Genomic DNA, 16,273 nt, shown 5'->3' with positions numbered 1-16,273 from the left:
GACGGGCTCAGCCGCGCAGAACCGGCTCAGGTCCGGAGAAGCGGCTCAGCCGATGGGTGGGACGGTCGGATCAGGGCTCACCACGACCGGAGGAGACGTCGGCTGCGGCTCGGTGGTCGGAGTGCTCTCGGGCGTCGTCGGGGTGGTGCCGGAATCCGTGCCGCCCGAGTCGGTCCCGCCCGAGTCCGTCGTGCCGGAGTCCGTCGTGCCCGAATCCGTGGAGCTCTGCGCCGCCACGGCGCGCGCCTGGTCCTCGTGCAGTGCGGCGAGCGCGACGCGCCAGGCGTCCCAGGTCGTGAACGCGGTCGGGCCGAGCGGATCCGTGGCGGCGACCGTCGCGGCGGCGTCTGTCACCGCCGTGCGGAACGACTCGTCGGCGTCCGCGTCGGTCGCGACCGCGGTCTCGGCATAGGCAGGCAGGGACTGCGTGAAGGCCGAGATCGCCGCGCGGAAGGCGGTGGTCGCCGCGGTGAGGGCGTGCTGCGCGGCTGCGGTGCCCCGCTCCGCCTCGTCCAGCACGGCGTTGCCCGACGTCGCTCCGGTCTTCGCCGGCACCTTCACCGCGGCGAGCGCCGCCGCATAGGTCTGGCGCGCGGCCTCAGCCGCGGCGCGCGCGGTCTCGTCGCTGGATCCCGCCATCGCCGCGAGCGGAGCCGCGAAGGATCCCGCACTCGCCTCCGCCGACTGCAGCGCGCCCGCCAGCGCGTCGATCCCGTCGGCCACCGCAGCCGCCCTGGCGGGATCGACGGTCGCGATCGGCGACGGCGTCTCCCCCACCGGACCGGACGACGCAGGCGCCGCCAGCGCCCACCCTGCCCCGAGCATCGTGACGACGGCTCCGACGCCCATGGCGATGCGCTGCGAACGCGTCAGACCGTAGCCCGGTGCAGCGTGCTCCGGCTCGTGCATGGCGGGGATCTTCCGCGGCGTCGATCCCGGGCGCGGACTCGGCGTGGCGTTCGCCGGCTCGGCGAACAGGCCGTCCGCCGGCGGCTCGGCGGATCCTTCCCCCGCGGTGACGGCCGAGGGCGCGAAGAGCGCGCCGACGTCGTCGTCGAAGTCGGCAACGGCCTCCGGCTCCTCGTGCGGGCCGTGTGCGAACAGCGCGGCGAGATCGCCCAGGAACGGTTCCGGCGGGTGCGGAGCACCGGCGGCCGGGGAAGCGTCCCCGCGCACACGATCATCGGCCATCCGTCCGCCTCCTTCCACGCCGTCCTCACGGACTCTACCGAGAAGGCCGCCGTCCTCCGGGGCGACAGGCTCGGTGCCGGCGAATCAGGCGGTCACGGGCGCCCCATGCCGAGGTAGGTCCACCCGGCGGCACGCCAGGCCGCCGGGTCCAGGCAGTTCCGGCCGTCCACGACGATCCTCCCCTCGGTCAGGGTGGAGGCGTGCCCTGGCGACAGCTCACGGCGATACACGTCCCATTCGGTGACCAGGACCAGCGCATCGGCCCCGCGGATCGCCTGGTCGCGGTCCTCGACGTAGGTGAGCTGGGGGTGCAGGATCGCCGCATTCGCGATCGCCTGCGGATCCGTCACGGTCACCTCGGCGCCCAGCCCGCGCAACCGCGTCGCCACCTCGAGCGCCGGCGAATCGCGGACGTCGTCGCTGTGCGGCTTGAACGCGGCCCCGAGCATCGTGATCCTCCGTCCCACCACGCTCCCGCCGAACGCGTCGACCACGAGCCGCACCGCGTGCTCGCGGCGGCGCAGGTTGATCGCGTCGACCTCACGGAGGAACCCCACCGACGCGCCCCGACCGAGCTCCTCGGCCCGGGTCGCGAAGGCCCGGATGTCCTTCGGCAGGCATCCGCCGCCGAATCCGATCCCCGCACCCAGGAAGCGTCGACCGATCCGCACGTCGTGGCCGATCGCGTCGGCGAGCAGCGTGACGTCGGCGCCCGCGGCCTCGGCGATCTCGGCCATCGCGTTGATGAACGAGATCTTCGTCGCAAGGAACGCGTTCGCGGCGCCCTTCACGAGCTCGGCGGTGGCGAGGTCCGTCGCGAGGAACGGGCTGCCCGCGGCGACGGCTGCGGCGAACACCTCGCGCAGCACCTCCGTCGCCCGGCTCCCGGCCGCATCGTCCACGGCGCCCACGACCAGCCGGTCCGGCTGCAGGGTGTCGTGCACCGCCCAGCCCTCGCGCAGGAACTCCGGGTTCCACACCAGGGTCGCCCCGCGCTCCGCGACCGCCGCGTGCAGGGCCGCCGCCGTCCCCACGGGGACCGTGGACTTGCCCGCCACGACGTCCCCGGCCCGCAGCTGCGGGATCAGCGACGTGACCGCCGCGTGCAGGTGGCGCAGATCGGCCCCCGACGAGTCGGGGAGCTGCGGCGTGCCGACCGCGAGGAAATGCACGCGGGATCCGGCAGCCGCGGCGTAGTCGCCGGAGAAGGTCAGCCGCCCGCCGGCGACGCCCTCGGCCAGCAGCTCGTCCAGGCCGGGCTCGAAGAACGGGGCGCGACCGGCCGCCAGCTCCGCGATCCTGCCTGGATCCGTGTCGATCCCGATCACCTCGTGCCCGAGCGATGCCATCGCCGCGGCGTGCACGGCCCCGAGGTAGCCGCAGCCGATCACAGACATCCGCATGGGGACAGGTCAGCGCGCCCGCCTCACCGGCGTGCGTCGTCCGTGCGACGTGCCGGCGACGAGCGGGTGAACGTTGTGGCGTCGCGCACGGCCGACCCGGCGTGCGGACCGCGAGCGTGCTCCTACTTCGGGTGCGCGGTCACCAGGATCGGCAGGTGATCGGACTCGCCCTGCGGCAGGGTGCGCACCGACTCGACGACGAAGCCGGAGGCAGCGGCGAAATCATAGAACCCGCGGAACACCCGGTACCGGGTGTAGGTGTGCTGGTCGCTCATCACGAGCTCGTAGCCGACGTCGCGCATGTGCTCGCTCAGCCGCTCCTTGAACACCGGGTAGTTGAAGTCCCCGACGATCAGCTGCGGCAGCCCCCACCCGAGCTCGGACAGCTCGGACAGCGCGGCGCGGATCTGGTCGCGCCGCAGGGCGTTGCGCGCGGTGAGCGGCGCGGCGTGCAACGAGGCGATGAGGATGTCCCGCCCGGCGTCGATGTCGCGCAGTCGCACGCCGAGCAGCCGCTCGTGCGCCGGGCGGAGCAGCCGGTCATGCAGCGACTTCTTGACCGACACCGCGGCCATGTCGACCAGGTTGAACGCGCTCGCCCGGTAGTAGATGGCGAGCCCGAGGCGGTTCCGCTGCGTGGTGTGCGCGAGGACCAGCCCGCCCGCGGTCTCCGGCAGCGACGTGGTGTCGCCCTCCTGCAGGCACAGCACGTCGGGGTCATGAGCGGCGACGAGGTCGGCGAGCTCATGCACCGCGCGGTGCTTGCGCAGGTTGTAGGAGATGATCCGCACGGAACCACCGTACCCGCGCCCACCCCTCAACGTTCGACGTGGAATGTTTACGGGTGCGCTGAGTTCACTCCGTGTTACGGATCCGTCCCGGGATCCGGATCCGTCCCACCGTCTCAGCCGATCGGGGCACCGCCGAGCCAGTTGAAACCGAGGGCGAACGGGTCGTTGGGCGACGCCTTCGTGCGCAGCAGTTCGCGCAGGCTCGCCTCTCGCGGGCCTCGCATGCACAGAACCACTGCCCCGGCCAGCGCCGCCACGGCGGCGACCACGAAGGCTGTGATCGTGGGCGCCGCCTGCCCCAGGGCTGCCTCGCCGAACGCGACGGCCAGGCACACCGCGGCGAGGGCCGCGAGGCCGCGACCCAGGCGCGCGCCAGCCCCGCGGGTGAGGAGCAGCACCTGCGCGAGGCCGTCGTCGATGCGACGCGGCGGGCCGTCGAGCGTCCGGAACACGGCACGCTCCGCCGCGAAGCGCCAGGCGACGCCGATCCACCACGCCGCCACGCCCGCGAGCACAGCGCAGCCCGCGAGGCCCGACGACAGCAGGGTGTACCCGTCGATGAACGGCCGTTCCGCGGCCGGCCACTCGATCGGCGCGCACAGACGGCACGGCTTGTGCAGGAAGATCACGGCGACCCAGGCCACGCCGGCGGCCACCACGACCCCGCGGAGCACGGCGCGCACGCGGGTCAGCCGCCGACGCATGACCGGATCCAGCACGCTCGGCACCGGCCCGTCGGGCAGCTCCTCACGGCGCAGCGCGGCGTACGCCTGCGCCGAGGGGACATCCAGCGCCCAGCGCTGCTGCAGCGCGCTCAGCACCGGAGCCTGCGCCCGCACCCGCGGGCCGCTCGCGACCGTGATCGCCAGCCCCGCCACCACGAGCACGCTGCTCGCGGCGAACACGCTCCACGACTCCGGCTCGGCTGTCGCGCCCGGGTCGATGAGCAGGTGGATCCCGATCAGCACGAGCGGCACGACTCCCACCGCGAGCAGCACGATGCCGTAGCGCCGGGCGAGCGCGGCAGGCGGCCGCTCCAGCTCGCGGCGCTGCGTCGACGGCGGCACACGGGCCGGATCCTGCTCGGCGACGCGCTGCGCCGCGCGGAGCAGCCGCCCGCGATGCACGACGAGCGCGGGCGTGGCGATCAGGCCGCACACGCCGGCGATCGCCATGGCGGCGAACACGCCGGTTCCCGCGATGTCCTGCAGCAGCGCCGACGGGACGAAGACGAAGGACACCTGCTCGTGCACGACGCCCGCCACGACGGAGAGCAGGAAGACCACGACGGCGCCGATCGCAGCACCGACCGCGACGTCGACGAGCATCCCCGGCACTGCGGCCCCCGGCATCGACACCTCTTCGAAGCGGCGGGGCGGATCCGACCGCCATAGTCCGTGGTCGCGCTGCATGGGTCAGTCGTCCCGGTCGCGGCGGTTGCGGGTCTGCTCGGCGCGTGCTGCCAGCAGCTCATCGGTGGGGTAACCCACCTCCGTGAGGGTGAGGCCGCGCGCGGCGAGCACCTTGAACTCGCTGGTGCGGGTGAGTTCGTCGCGCAGCCGAGCCAGATCCTCGACCGCGAGGCGCCCCTCCCCCACGGCCGCGCACGCGCCCACGAGCGCGCGCACCATGCTGTGGCAGAACGCGTCGGCCTTGACTTCGGCCACCAGCACCCCGGACGCATCGCGCGTCCACCGATAGTCGAGCAGGGTCCGGATCGTGGTGGCCTCCTCGCGCGGCTTGCAGTACGCGGCGAAGTCGTGCAGCCCGATCAGGCTCTGCGCGGCGGCGTCCATGGCGCCCTCGTCCAGACGGCCCCGGATCGTGGTGGTGTCGTGCCGCTGCAGCGGATCGTAGCCGGAGCGGTCGTCGGCGAGCCGGTACCGGTACCGCCGCCACACGGCCGAGAACCGGGCGTCGAAGCCCTCCGGCGCGAGCGAGCTGCGCGTGACCGTGACGTCCGGGTACTGCCCGAGCACGCCGCGCATGCGTCCCGCGAGCGCCGCGACGGCCTCGCCGGCGGACGGATCCGCCCCGCCGCGCCCCCGCCGCGCGACCACCCGCGACCACTGCTGCTCGTCGAGATCGAGGTGGGCGACCTGGCCGGTCGCATGCACGCCGGCGTCCGTGCGCCCGGCGACGACGAAGCGCACCTCGGAGCCGACGATCCGCCCGAGCGCCGCCTCGAGCGTGCCCTGCACGGTCCGCAGTCCCGGCTGCGTCGCCCACCCCCGGAAGTGGGTGCCGTCGTAGGCGATGTCGAGACGGATGCGCACGGATCCAGGGTACCGGCGCAGGATCCGCCGCCCTCCCCGTCGCCCGCGCCCCACTCGCCCTTGCGCTCGCCCTCGCGCCCTGCCGCACCCTGCCGCGCCCCCGCGCCGCCGCTCCGCCCTTGCGCTCTGCCGCGCCCCCGAGCCCCCGCTCGCCTTTGCGCTCTGCCGCGCCCCCGCGCCGCGAGAAACCAGATCCAGCATGAGACCCACCCTCTGCAGGTCGGTCTCATGCTGGAAGTGGTTTCTCGCGCAATGCGGGGCTGTCGCGGGCACACGCCGCAACCCGCCACCGCAACCCGCGCGCCTCGCCACCGCCGCCCGCGCCGCGAGAAACCAGAAGCAGCATGAGACCCACCCACTGCAGGTCGGTCTCATGCTGGAAGTGGTTTCTCGCGCAATGCGGGGCTGTCGTGGGCACACGCCGCCACGCGCCGCCACACGCCGCAACCGCAACGCACACGCGCCGGCGCGCGCCGACCACCACAAGATCCGTCGCCGCCCCATGACCCCCAGTGCCATCCTGTGCGACACTGAACCGCAAGCGACGGTGCCCGACCGCCCGCGACCGAGATCGAAGGAGATCCCATGGTCAGCAGCACCTTTCCCGACGTGGAGATCCCCGCGGTCCCCGTGCACGAGTACCTGTTCGGCGACATCGCCGAGCACGACCTGGACCGCGTCGCCCTGATCGACGGGATGACCGGCGCCGAGACCAGGTACCGCCAGCTCATCGGGCAGATCGACCTCTTCGCCGGCGCACTCGCCGCTCGCGGCATCGGGGTCGGCGACGCGGTCGGCCTGCTCTGCCCGAACGTGCCCGCCTTCGCGAGCGTGTTCCACGGGATCCTCCGCGCGGGCGCCACCGCGACCACCATCAACGCGCTCTACACCGCGGAGGAGATCGCGAACCAGATGCGCGACGCCTCGGCGTACTGGCTGATCACGGTCAGCCCGCTGCTGCCGCAGGCGCAGGCCGCCGCGGATGAGCTGGGGCTCCCGGCCGACCAGCTCATCGTGCTCGACGGCGCCGAGGGCCACCCGTCCCTGCGAGACCTGCTCTCCGAGGGCCACGCGGCCCCCGTCGTGACGTTCGATCCCGCCACGCACGTCGCCGTGCTGCCGTACTCCTCCGGCACGACCGGCCGCCCCAAGGGCGTCATGCTCACGCACCGCAACCTGGTCGCCAACGTCGCACAGAGCTCGATCTCGATCGACCTCGACGACGAGGACAGGATCCTCGCGGTGCTGCCGTTCTTCCACATCTACGGCATGACCGTGCTGCTGAACCTCGCCGTGCGCGAGCGCGCCACCCTGGTCACGATGCCGAAGTTCGACCTCGTGGAGTTCCTGCGGATCGTGGCGGAGCAGCGCACCAGCTGGCTGTTCATCGCCCCGCCGATCGCTGTCGCGCTCGCCAAGCACCCGCTCGTCGCCGAATACGACATGAGCGCCGTGCAGGTGGTGTTCTCCGGAGCCGCTCCCCTGGACGGCGCCCTCGCCGCGGCCGTGGCGACCCGCCTGGACTGCCGGGTGCGGCAGGGCTACGGCATGACGGAGACCAGTCCGGTGACGCACTCGATCCCGGTGGATCGCGAAGACATCGACCTGTCCTCGGTCGGCCTGCTGCTGCCGAACACCGAGGCGCGGCTGCTCGCGGAGGACGGATCCGACATCGAGCCGCCCGCCGAGGGGGCGAGCGAACCGGGCGAGCTGCTGATCCGCGGCCCGCAGGTCATGAAGGGGTACCTGAACCGTCCCGATGCGACCGCCGAGATGCTCGACAGCGACGGCTGGCTGCACACCGGAGACGTCGCCACGGTGAACGCCGACGGGGTGTTCCGGATCGTCGACCGCCTCAAGGAGCTCATCAAGTACAAGGGCTACCAGGTCGCTCCCGCGGTGCTCGAGGCCGTGCTGCTCGAGCACCCGGCGATCGCCGATGCGGCCGTGATCGGCGCCCCGGACGAGGACGGCCAGGAGGTGCCGAAGGCGTTCGTCGTGCTGCAGCCCGGCGCGGAACTCGACGCCGAGGGCGTGACGGCGCACGTCGCCGCCCACGTCGCCCCGCACGAGAAGGTGCGGATGGTGGAGTTCATCGACAAGATCCCGAAGTCCAGCTCCGGCAAGATCCTCCGCAAGGACCTCCGCGCCCGCGCCTGATCCAGCCGGTCAGGCCCCCCGCTCGCCCGGCTCGCTCGGCCCGCCCTTGGGCATGTGCCGGAACACGACGAAGTGGTACAGGAAGAACCGCACGACGACGATGATCGCGATGCTCGCCAGGTTCACGAGGTTCACCAATGCGGGCCCGGGCGCGTGGCCGGTGAGGCCCTGCAGGATCTCGGCGCCGAGCCACACGATCCCGGCGCCGAGCAGTGCGCAGAGCAGGTTCACGACCAGGAACAGCACGATCTCGGCGATCCGGCCACGGCGATCCCGGCCCTTGAACGCCCACTCGCGGTTGCCGAAGTAGGCGTTGATCAGCGCGATCAGCGACGCGGCCAGCTTGGCGACGACGAGGTTCCAGCCGAACGCGTAGACGAAGAGGTTGAACGCACCGACCTCGATGAGGGTGCTGAGACCGCCGACGATGAGGAACCGGGTGCCGACCCCGGCGAGACGGCGCAACCGGGAACGGCGATCCATAGCCCCACTAGACTACCCGGGGAAGGCCCGACCCCAGGACGCCTCCACGATGACACAGAGGTTCGATTGCACTACGCCCACCTGGCCGTCGTGATGCCGGCTTACAACGAAGCCGAGGGCATCGGCGGCTTCATCGATGAGATCCGCACCGCCGTCGCCCCCCTGGCCGAGCGCGTGACGTTCGTGGTCGCCGACGACCGCTCCACGGACGGCACCCCGGGCTCGCTCGCCGGCAGGGACGACGTCCAGGTGCTGATCCAGCCTGCCAACCGCGGCCACGGCCCGACGGCCCTCGCGGCCTACCGCGCCGGCCTCGCCCTCGCCCCGGACGCGCTGGTGCACGTCGACGGCGACGGTCAGTTCATCGGCACCGAGATCGCCGCAGCCGTGCGCGCCCTCTCCGAGACCGGCGCCGACGCCGTGCACGGCGTGCGCCGCGAACGCAGCGACGCGTGGTACCGGCAGGCGCTCACCGCCTGCGTGCGCCTGCTCATCGCGGTCGCGGTGGGACGCGGGATCCCCGACGTGAACACCCCCCTCCGGGTCTACCGGCCCGACGCCGTCCGGATGCTCGTCGGCGCCGTCCCGAGCGGCGCTCTGGTCCCGCACGTGCACTTCTCGCTCGCCGAGGCGCGGGCGGGGCTCACAGTCCGCTACGTGCGCGTGCGCAGCATCCCGCGGCGCGGCGCCTCCGCCACCGGGACGATGTGGGGCCGGGCGGCACGCCCGTCGGTGCCCCCGAAGCGGCTCGTGCTGTTCGCCTGGCACGCGCTCGTCGAGGCGTGGCGCTGGTCGCTGCGCCCCGGTGCGCCGTTGCGCGCCGTGGAGTTCCGCACACCGCAGCCCGAACCGTCCCAGCGGGAGACCCCTGACCGATGACCCATCGCCTCACCGGAGCCCTGTTCTGGATCCTGTTCGCCGCGCTGCTCGTGGCGAACGCGATCGTGATGTGGCACAGCCTGACGGTGCTGCGGTTCTGGGAGGACGAGGCGTTCAACCTCACCGTGCCGCGCAACCTGCTCGCCGGCCTCGGCTACACCAGCGACGGGACCCTCTCCGGCTCGACGCTGACGCCCTTCGATCCGCGGATCTCCACGGGTCCCGTGGTGCTGCTGCCGGTCGCCGCGGTGCTGGCCATGGGCGTCGACCCGATCATCGGCGCGCGCCTCGTGCCGCTCGCGTACTGGGTGCTGCTGCTGATCGGGCTCGGGATCCTCGGGCGTCGTCTCGCGGGGCCGTACGGAGCCCTGATCGCCGTCGCCCTGCCGCTGGCCTTCAACACGGCCGACAGCGTCTCGCCGATCCAGGGGCCCGCCGATCTGCTCGGCGAGATCGCCGCGGCGGCCTGGATCGTCTGGGCGCTCGTCGTGCTCCCCCGCCGTCCGTGGCTGGCCGGCCTGTTCCTCGGCCTGGCGGTGCAGGCGAAGCTCATCGCGCTGCTCGCCCTGCCCGCGTTCGCCGTCGCGCTGTTCCTGCTCACCCCGCCCGGCCGGTTCGGCGCCCGGCTTGCTGCGACGCTGCGCCGGGGGATCCTGCCGCTGATCCTCGCCGCGGTCCCGACGGTGCTGATGGAGCTCGCCGCGCTGGTGTCGATGAGATCGGGCTACCTCGACCACGCGCGCGCCCTGGTCCGCTTCCTCCTCAGCGGGGGCCAGAACCAGGCGCCCACGACCGTGCCGCAGAAGCTCGGAACCCTGGCGGGTGCCTGGTTCGTGCCGTGGTGGCTGGTGGTCGTCGCCGCCGTCCTCGCCGCGATCGTCGTGGTCCTGGCCGCGTGGCCGCAGCGGCGCGCGATCGGTGCGGATCCGCTGCCGGCGCGGTCGCGCAGGGATCCGCAACTGCTCGCCCTGGCATTCGGATCCGCGGTCGGGCTGCTCGCGTTCGTCGGGTGGTGGGCGCAGGCGTCCCAGCTGCCGCTCTGGGTGCGCCATCCCGCGGTCGGCGTCTTCGCGTTCGCGCCCGCCCTCGCCGCCGTCGCCGTGCGGGCCGTGGCGGCGCTCTGGCGGCGTCGGGCGTCGGATGCTCCGCTCGTGCTCGTGCGCGCCCTGACGGTGCTCTCTGCGGCCGTTCTGGCCGCGGTGGTGGCCGGTGGCGCCTCCGGCGACACGCTGCGCGCGGTGCGGCCGTCGCCGGCGCAGACCCTCGCCGCTCAGCGGACGGCGGTGGCGCCGCTCGCCGACTGGGTGCGCACGCACCACGTCGCCTGGCTCGGCGCGGGGGGCTGGGGCGGACCGGTCTCGTCCGTCGTGCTGACCGGAGCGCACGTGGGCATCGCCGACGCCCCCGCGATGCAGCACGTGCCGATCCTCGCCGAGCTCCCCTGCGCCTCCGGCACCCCGCTCGCCACCGCGCCCGGTGGCCGCATCTGCCCCGCGCGCTGACCCCGCGCGGCGAGGCCCCTCGCGGCTCCCCTGGCCGCATCCTGCAGCTGGCCGACCACTGGGAGGCGCAAGAACGCGACCAGCGGCCGGACGCCCCGCCGCCGGGAACGACGAAGCCCGTCGCACCACAGGGTGCGACGGGCTTCGAGCGATGAGGGGGCCTTACTCGGCCTTCTCCTCCGCGGGGGCCTCGGCGGCAGCCTCGTCAGCGACGGGAGCCTCCTCGACGGCCTCGGTCTCGGCCGGCGTCTCTGCCTCGGCGGGGGTCTCGACGACCTCCTCCTCGACCGGTGCGGCCTTCTCGGCCTTCTCCGCCTTGGCGGGCTTCGCAGCCGACTTCTTCACCTTGGGGGTGACGGGCTCGAGGACGAGCTCGATCACGGCCATGGGGGCGTTGTCGCCCTTGCGGTTGCCGACCTTGGTGATGCGGGTGTAGCCGCCCTCACGCTCGGCGACGAGCGGCGCGATCTCGGCGAACAGGATGTGCGTCGCCTCCTTGTTGCTGCGCAGCACCGTCAGCACGCGACGGCGTGCGTGCAGGTCGCCGCGCTTGGCGAAGGTGACGAGACGCTCGGCCAGGGGACGCAGGCGCTTGGCCTTGGTCTCGGTCGTCTTGATCGACTTGTGGACGAACAGCTGAGCGGCGAGGTTCGCAAGCAGCAGACGCTCGTGGGCCGGGCCGCCTCCGAGGCGGGGACCCTTGGTGGGCTTAGGCATGTTTGTTACTCCTGGATCGGAAAGGGTCGGGTATCAGAAGGACTCGTCTTCGGAGCCGCCGTAGAAGTGGGCGCCGTCGAAACCGGGCACCGAGTCCTTCAGCGACAGGCCGAGCGAGACGAGCTTGTCGCGCACCTCGTCCACCGACTTCTGTCCGAAATTGCGGATGTTCATGAGCTGCGTCTCCGAAAGGGCGACGAGCTCGGACACCGTGTTGATGCCTTCACGCTTGAGGCAGTTGTACGAGCGGACCGACAGGTCGAGGTCCTCGATCGGCATGGACAGCTCGTTCGAGAGCACGGCCTCGACCGGCGCGGGGCCGATCTCGATGCCCTCGGCCTCGACGTTCAGCTCGCGGGCGAGCCCGAACAGCTCGGTCAGGGTGCGGCCGGCCGATGCGACGGCGTCGCGCGGAACGATCGAGTTCTTCGTCTCGACGTCCAGCACGAGCTTGTCGAAGTCGGTGCGCTCGCCGGCGCGGGTGGCGTCGACGCGGTAGCTGACCTTGAGCACCGGCGAGTAGATCGAGTCGATCGGGATCTGGCCCGCCTCGGCGTACTCGCTGCGGTTCTGCGCTGCGGAGACGTAGCCGCGGCCGCGCTCGATGGTGAGCTCGAGCTCGAACTTCGCGGTCTCGTTGAGGGTCGCGATGACCAGCTCGGGGTTGTGCACCTCGACGCCGGCCGGAGCGGAGATGTCCGCCGCGGTGACCTCTCCGGCACCCGTCTTGCGCAGGTAAGCGGTGATGGGCTCGTCACGCTCGGACGAGACGACCAGCTGCTTGATGTTGAGGATGATCTCGGTGACATCCTCCTTCACACCGGGGATAGTGCTGAACTCGTGGAGGACGCCGTCGATGCGGACGCTCGTGACGGCGGCGCCGGGGATCGACGAGAGCAGGCTGCGACGCAGCGCGTTGCCGATCGTGTAGCCGAAGCCGGGCTCGAGCGGCTCGATCACGAACCGGCTGCGGTTCTCGGAGATCTTTTCCTCGGTGAGAGTGGGACGCTGTGCGATGAGCACTGTTGTTCCTTTCGATCACGTGCCCGCTATATGACACGTGTGGGTGAGGTCTTGAGTTGTGGAAAGAACGCGGGTGAGGATCCCCGGGCCCCGAGCGTGTCGAAGGGCCCGAGGATCCTCAGGAAAGCGTCAGACGCGGCGGCGCTTCGGCGGGCGGCAGCCGTTGTGCGCCTGCGGCGTCACGTCCTGGATCGACCCCACCTCGAGGCCGGCGGCCTGCAGCGAGCGGATCGCGGTCTCGCGGCCGGAGCCCGGACCCTTGACGAGGACGTCGACCTTCTTCACACCGTGCTCGGCGGCCTGACGGGCGGCCGACTCCGCGGCCATGCCGGCGGCGTACGGGGTGGACTTGCGCGAGCCCTTGAAGCCCACGCCACCGCTGGAAGCCCAGGCGATGACCGCGCCGGACGGGTCGGTGATCGAGACGATCGTGTTGTTGAACGTCGACTTGATGTGGGCCTGGCCCAGCGCGATGTTCTTCTTCTCCTTGCGGCGCGGCTTGCGCGCGGCGGCCTTAGGTGCAGCCATGAAAGTGTTCTCCTATTCCCTGGCCGCTTAGCGGGCCTTCTTCTTGCCGGCGACCGTGCGCTTGGGTCCCTTGCGGGTGCGCGCGTTGGTCTTGGTGCGCTGACCGCGGACCGGCAGGCCACGACGGTGACGGATGCCCTCGTAGGAGCCGATCTCGACCTTGCGGCGGATGTCGGCAGCGACCTCGCGGCGGAGGTCACCCTCCACCTTGTAGGTGCCTTCGATGTGATCGCGAAGGGCGACGAGCTGGTCGTCGGCGAGGTCCTTGACGCGGATCGACTCGTCGATTCCGGTGGCCTTGAGGATCTCGACCGAGCGGGTACGGCCGATGCCGTAGATGTACGTGAGGGCGATCACCACGCGCTTGTCGCGCGGGATGTCGACGCCGGCAAGACGTGCCATGCGGTTCTCCTGGAGTGTTGTGGAGGTGTGGAGCAGGGTCGGTGCCCGGGCCTCCGCCCGAGGTGTCCCCCGCCCCGGTCCCTGAGCCTGTCGAAGGGCCCGGGGCGGAGCAGGTTCTGATCCTGCCTGTCAGATATTGAGTTGTGAGATCGCGAGAGCTCCGGGCCGAAGCCCGAATGCTCAGCCCTGGCGCTGCTTGTGGCGCGGGTTGCTCTTGCAGATCACCATGACGCGGCCGTGGCGGCGGATCACCTTGCAGTGGTCGCAGATCGGCTTGACGCTGGGGTTGACCTTCATGTTGTTTCCTTATCGCTGTCTTCACCGGGCAGGCGCGAAGCCTGGGGTGTTACTTCTCGACCGGCCTAGCGGTAGCGGTAGACGATGCGCCCGCGGGTGAGGTCGTAGGGCGAGAGCTCCACGACGACACGGTCCTCGGGGATGATGCGGATGTAGTTCTGCCGCATCTTGCCGGAGATCGTTGCAAGGACCTTGTGTCCGTTGCTCAGCTCAACGCGGAACATCGCGTTGGGCAGCGCCTCGGAAATCACGCCCTCGATCTCGATGACACCGTCTTTCTTAGCCATAGCCTCGCTGACGCTTCTGCAGACCGGTCGATCTGCGGTGGGTGGGTGGTTGTGGTGCCGCGGGTCCGGACACGCCGGACCAAGGCGCAAAGCACCAAAGATCTATGGTAGTCCGGATCCGCGGTTCGGGCAAATGCTGAGCCGCGGCCTACTGGCCGACCTGGACGCCGTTCTTCGTGAGGATCGCGTTGAGTTTGGCGATGTCGCTGTTGTTCTGCAGGTCGAGCCGCTTGTCGTTGACCTCGATCGTCGGCGTGCCCTGGATCTTGTGCGCGGTCGCCTGCGCCGTCGGGTACTTGAAGTACGTGCCGGCCTTGATGCACGACGCCGCCTTGTCGGCGCCCACCTGCGTGGCGTAGTCGGTGAGCTGTGCGTCGGTGAGGCCGGGGCTGTTCTCCTCCGGCTGGTTCTTGAACAGGATGTTCAGGTAGTCGAGGAACTTGTCCGAGTTGGATTCCGCGACGCAGTACGAGGCCGCAGCCGCTCGCGAGGAGTAGTTCGTGCCTGCGGAGTAGCGGTCCAGGATCGCGATCGGGTGGTACTCGAGGGTGATCTTGCCGTCCTTGGCCAGCGTCTGCAGCTGCCCGCCGTAGGAGTCCTCGAACTGCTTGCAGATGGGGCACTGGAAGTCGACGAACAGCGCGACCTTGTCCGTGCCCTTGCCGACGGTCACGGCCCCGGTGTCGGAGTTGATGATCGAGCCCTTGGGAGCTGCGCCCGTGTCGGTCGCCTTGTTGTTCAGGAACACGACGACCCCGACGAGTGCGATCAGCACGACGACGACGGCGGCGGTGATTCCGATGACGAACCCGTTGGTCCTGCCCTTGGCAGCGGCCATTGCACTTCCATTCTCTCGGGACCCGCCCCGCGGATCCTGTGACACGTCCCCCCATTCTGCCCTGTCACGGCTTTGAGGGCCGTGGGAGCCCCGGACCCGGCCCGCTGCTCGCCCCGCGCACCCGCTCCGCGGCGCTGCTCCGCGCTCCCGCCGTGCTGCGCCGTGCTGCCCCGCGCTCCCCGTGCCGCCCCGCGCTGCCGCCGTGCTGCGCCGTACTGCCCCACGCTCCCCCGTGCCGCCCCGTACTGCCCCACGCTCCCCCGTGCTGCCCCTCGCTGCGCCGCGCTGCGCCTCGCTCCCCCGCCGAGAAACCACATCCAGCATGAGACCTACCCGCAGCAGGTCGGTCTCATGCTGGATCCGGTGTCTCACGCTCCGCCGGCTTCGCCCTCCACAGGCCCACGTTGTCCGAGTTCGTCCACGGGAGGCGGCGGAGCCCGCCCGGGGCGACGGCACGTGGACCAGGCTGAGGCCCATGCCGCTGCTCCTCGCCGATCGTGCCGCGCTGGTCCCGCCCGTGCCTCTCGTGACGAGGGCTGAGGGGCGCGCACGCGGGATAGCTCTGGACACGCCCGCGCACGTGCGGATCCGGTCCGGCGTCTACGCCCCGACGAAGCCCTTCGCGTCGCTGCGGCCCTGGGATCGCTATGCGGCCCGCGTGCATGCCTTCGCACGGACCCATCCCGACGCCGTGCTGTGCCTCGAGTCCGCAGCGGTCGCGCACGGGCTGCCTCGCTTCGGCGAGACCGCGGACGTCCACGTCCTGGCCACCGGCCGCTCGCACTCGCGGCGCTTCGGCGACGTCTGCGTGCACGCCAGCGCCGACGCCCGCGCCGTCGAGCGACGGGGCCCGCTGCTCGTGACATCGCTGCTCGACACCGTCGCGGATCTCGCGCGGATCCTGCCGCCCGCGCAGGCGCTCGCGGTCATCGATGCCGCGATCTCGCCGGCGCAGGGCGGCCCCCTGTCGTTGGACGCGCTGCGCGGCCATGCCGCAGGGCGGGCGACCTCGCGGGGTTGCGCGCAGCTGCGCCGGCTGTGGGAGCAGGCCGACGGCCGCGCCGAGTCGCCGGCGGAGAGCGTCAGCCGCGCCGTGATCGCCTGGTGCGGTTACGAGGATCCGGAGCTGCAGCAGGAATTCCGCTACGAAGGCGTTCTGGACCGGGTCGATTTCCTGTTCCCCTCGTCCGGCGCCGTCGGCGAGGCGGACGGCTGGGGAAAGTACGACCTCGAGGATCCCGAGAAGGCGGCCGAGCACCTGCGCGACGAGAAGCGGCGAGAGGACCGGCTCCGGCGCCACCGCCACCCGTTCGCCCGCTGGGAGCTGGCCGACGCGTGGAAGGTCGCACCGCTGTGCCGCGCCCTGGACGCCGCGGGGGTCCCCCTGGTGCGGCCGCGCGAGGTCGCGATGCTCGGCACGTTGCAGCGCCGGCCGCGCGAAGTGGCGCGCCACCGCGCCGCCGGATCCCGCGCATAGGGCGCGACGACCGCGGACG

17 protein-coding genes are annotated in these 16,273 nt (G+C 71.8%); 4 read left to right on the top strand and 13 right to left on the bottom strand.

Annotation, left to right across the window (positions count from 1 at the left end; translation table 11 throughout):
* Nucleotides 1-45 precede the first annotated feature (45 nt).
* The 5 genes from ACTJJZ_RS12120 to truA all read right to left on the bottom strand — a co-directional run bounded on the left by ACTJJZ_RS12120 (nt 46) and on the right by truA (nt 5,661).
* Nucleotides 46-1,191 (bottom strand): hypothetical protein, encoded by a 1,146-nt coding sequence (locus ACTJJZ_RS12120; protein WP_440721440.1) that lies wholly within the window; start codon nt 1,189-1,191, stop codon nt 46-48.
* Nucleotides 1,192-1,283: 92 nt separating this feature from the next.
* Nucleotides 1,284-2,594, bottom strand: coding sequence for a UDP-glucose dehydrogenase family protein (locus ACTJJZ_RS12115; RefSeq protein WP_440721439.1), 1,311 nt, complete (start codon nt 2,592-2,594; stop codon nt 1,284-1,286).
* A 122-nt stretch (nt 2,595-2,716) separates the two neighbouring features.
* Nucleotides 2,717-3,385, bottom strand: a complete 669-nt coding sequence (locus tag ACTJJZ_RS12110; protein WP_440721438.1) for an endonuclease/exonuclease/phosphatase family protein — start codon at nt 3,383-3,385, stop codon at nt 2,717-2,719.
* A gap of 113 nt (nt 3,386-3,498) precedes the next feature.
* The gene (locus tag ACTJJZ_RS12105; RefSeq protein WP_440721437.1) at nt 3,499-4,797 is read right to left on the bottom strand and encodes a hypothetical protein; all 1,299 of its coding nucleotides are present in this window, start codon (nt 4,795-4,797) and stop codon (nt 3,499-3,501) included.
* A 3-nt stretch (nt 4,798-4,800) separates the two neighbouring features.
* Complete coding sequence (gene truA / locus ACTJJZ_RS12100; protein ID WP_440721436.1) at nt 4,801-5,661, bottom strand: tRNA pseudouridine(38-40) synthase TruA; 861 nt, start codon at nt 5,659-5,661, stop codon at nt 4,801-4,803.
* Nucleotides 5,662-6,246: 585 nt separating this feature from the next.
* Between truA and ACTJJZ_RS12095 the strand changes: the two genes are divergently transcribed.
* A complete protein-coding gene (locus tag ACTJJZ_RS12095) occupies nt 6,247-7,821 on the top strand; it encodes an AMP-binding protein (RefSeq protein WP_440721435.1) in 1,575 nt (524 codons plus the stop codon).
* Between the two features lie 9 nt (nt 7,822-7,830).
* On the opposite strand, the gene ACTJJZ_RS12090 is transcribed toward ACTJJZ_RS12095, so the two are convergent.
* Complete coding sequence (locus tag ACTJJZ_RS12090; protein ID WP_440721434.1) at nt 7,831-8,304, bottom strand: GtrA family protein; 474 nt, start codon at nt 8,302-8,304, stop codon at nt 7,831-7,833.
* Nucleotides 8,305-8,370: 66 nt separating this feature from the next.
* Between ACTJJZ_RS12090 and ACTJJZ_RS12085 the strand changes: the two genes are divergently transcribed.
* Both ACTJJZ_RS12085 and ACTJJZ_RS12080 read left to right on the top strand, forming a co-directional pair.
* Entirely contained in the window at nt 8,371-9,183 is an 813-nt protein-coding gene (locus ACTJJZ_RS12085) for a glycosyltransferase family 2 protein (protein ID WP_440721433.1), read from the top strand.
* Nucleotides 9,180-10,685 carry a hypothetical protein gene (locus tag ACTJJZ_RS12080; RefSeq protein WP_440721432.1) on the top strand — a complete coding sequence of 502 codons (1,506 nt, stop codon included), beginning with the start codon at nt 9,180-9,182 and terminating at the stop codon, nt 10,683-10,685. Before ACTJJZ_RS12085 ends, ACTJJZ_RS12080 begins: the two co-directional genes overlap by 4 nt.
* Before the next feature lie 162 nt (nt 10,686-10,847).
* Here the strand turns inward: ACTJJZ_RS12080 and rplQ are convergent, their stop codons facing one another.
* From rplQ to ACTJJZ_RS12045, 7 genes are all read right to left on the bottom strand, one after another.
* Nucleotides 10,848-11,402, bottom strand: a complete 555-nt coding sequence (gene rplQ, locus ACTJJZ_RS12075; protein ID WP_440721431.1) for a 50S ribosomal protein L17 — start codon at nt 11,400-11,402, stop codon at nt 10,848-10,850.
* 33 nt (nt 11,403-11,435) lie between these two features.
* On the bottom strand, nt 11,436-12,425 hold the full coding sequence (locus ACTJJZ_RS12070) for a DNA-directed RNA polymerase subunit alpha (RefSeq protein WP_440721430.1): 990 nt from the start codon (nt 12,423-12,425) through the stop codon (nt 11,436-11,438).
* 129 nt (nt 12,426-12,554) lie between these two features.
* On the bottom strand, nt 12,555-12,953 hold the full coding sequence (gene rpsK, locus ACTJJZ_RS12065; RefSeq protein ID WP_017829189.1) for a 30S ribosomal protein S11: 399 nt from the start codon (nt 12,951-12,953) through the stop codon (nt 12,555-12,557).
* Nucleotides 12,954-12,980: 27 nt separating this feature from the next.
* Nucleotides 12,981-13,355: a 30S ribosomal protein S13 gene (gene rpsM, locus ACTJJZ_RS12060; protein WP_440721429.1), complete on the bottom strand. Its 375-nt coding sequence runs from the start codon at nt 13,353-13,355 to the stop codon at nt 12,981-12,983.
* 180 nt (nt 13,356-13,535) lie between these two features.
* Nucleotides 13,536-13,652 carry a 50S ribosomal protein L36 gene (rpmJ, locus tag ACTJJZ_RS12055; protein WP_005050492.1) on the bottom strand — a complete coding sequence of 39 codons (117 nt, stop codon included), beginning with the start codon at nt 13,650-13,652 and terminating at the stop codon, nt 13,536-13,538.
* 65 nt (nt 13,653-13,717) lie between these two features.
* Nucleotides 13,718-13,939 carry a translation initiation factor IF-1 gene (gene infA / locus ACTJJZ_RS12050; protein ID WP_017201569.1) on the bottom strand — a complete coding sequence of 74 codons (222 nt, stop codon included), beginning with the start codon at nt 13,937-13,939 and terminating at the stop codon, nt 13,718-13,720.
* 148 nt (nt 13,940-14,087) lie between these two features.
* On the bottom strand, nt 14,088-14,777 hold the full coding sequence (locus ACTJJZ_RS12045; protein WP_440721428.1) for a DsbA family protein: 690 nt from the start codon (nt 14,775-14,777) through the stop codon (nt 14,088-14,090).
* 475 nt (nt 14,778-15,252) lie between these two features.
* Here ACTJJZ_RS12045 and ACTJJZ_RS12040 point away from each other — a divergent pair, with 475 nt between their 5' ends.
* Entirely contained in the window at nt 15,253-16,254 is a 1,002-nt protein-coding gene (locus tag ACTJJZ_RS12040) for a hypothetical protein (RefSeq protein ID WP_440721427.1), read from the top strand.
* Nucleotides 16,255-16,273 lie beyond the last annotated feature (19 nt).

The sequence above is a fragment of the Microbacterium sp. 22242 genome (assembly GCF_052045495.1).
Taxonomy (GTDB): domain Bacteria; phylum Actinomycetota; class Actinomycetes; order Actinomycetales; family Microbacteriaceae; genus Microbacterium.
This window is presented reverse-complemented; position numbering and strand designations above follow the sequence as displayed.

Bases quoted from the DNA above. Each gene is read 5' to 3' on its own strand.
- infA (WP_017201569.1), bottom strand. From the start codon at position 13,939: ATGGCTAAGAAAGACGGTGTCATCGAGATCGAGGGCGTGATTTCCGAG.
- rpmJ (WP_005050492.1), bottom strand. From the start codon at position 13,652: ATGAAGGTCAACCCCAGCGTCAAGCCGATCTGCGACCACTGCAAGGTG.
- ACTJJZ_RS12090 (WP_440721434.1), bottom strand. From the start codon at position 8,304: ATGGATCGCCGTTCCCGGTTGCGCCGTCTCGCCGGGGTCGGCACCCGG.
- ACTJJZ_RS12120 (WP_440721440.1), bottom strand. From the start codon at position 1,191: ATGGCCGATGATCGTGTGCGCGGGGACGCTTCCCCGGCCGCCGGTGCT.
- rpsK (WP_017829189.1), bottom strand. From the start codon at position 12,953: ATGGCTGCACCTAAGGCCGCCGCGCGCAAGCCGCGCCGCAAGGAGAAG.
- rplQ (WP_440721431.1), bottom strand. From the start codon at position 11,402: ATGCCTAAGCCCACCAAGGGTCCCCGCCTCGGAGGCGGCCCGGCCCAC.
- ACTJJZ_RS12080 (WP_440721432.1), top strand. From the start codon at position 9,180: ATGACCCATCGCCTCACCGGAGCCCTGTTCTGGATCCTGTTCGCCGCG.
- ACTJJZ_RS12040 (WP_440721427.1), top strand. From the start codon at position 15,253: ATGCCGCTGCTCCTCGCCGATCGTGCCGCGCTGGTCCCGCCCGTGCCT.
- ACTJJZ_RS12105 (WP_440721437.1), bottom strand. From the start codon at position 4,797: ATGCAGCGCGACCACGGACTATGGCGGTCGGATCCGCCCCGCCGCTTC.
- ACTJJZ_RS12095 (WP_440721435.1), top strand. From the start codon at position 6,247: ATGGTCAGCAGCACCTTTCCCGACGTGGAGATCCCCGCGGTCCCCGTG.
- rpsM (WP_440721429.1), bottom strand. From the start codon at position 13,355: ATGGCACGTCTTGCCGGCGTCGACATCCCGCGCGACAAGCGCGTGGTG.
- ACTJJZ_RS12115 (WP_440721439.1), bottom strand. From the start codon at position 2,594: ATGCGGATGTCTGTGATCGGCTGCGGCTACCTCGGGGCCGTGCACGCC.
- ACTJJZ_RS12045 (WP_440721428.1), bottom strand. From the start codon at position 14,777: ATGGCCGCTGCCAAGGGCAGGACCAACGGGTTCGTCATCGGAATCACC.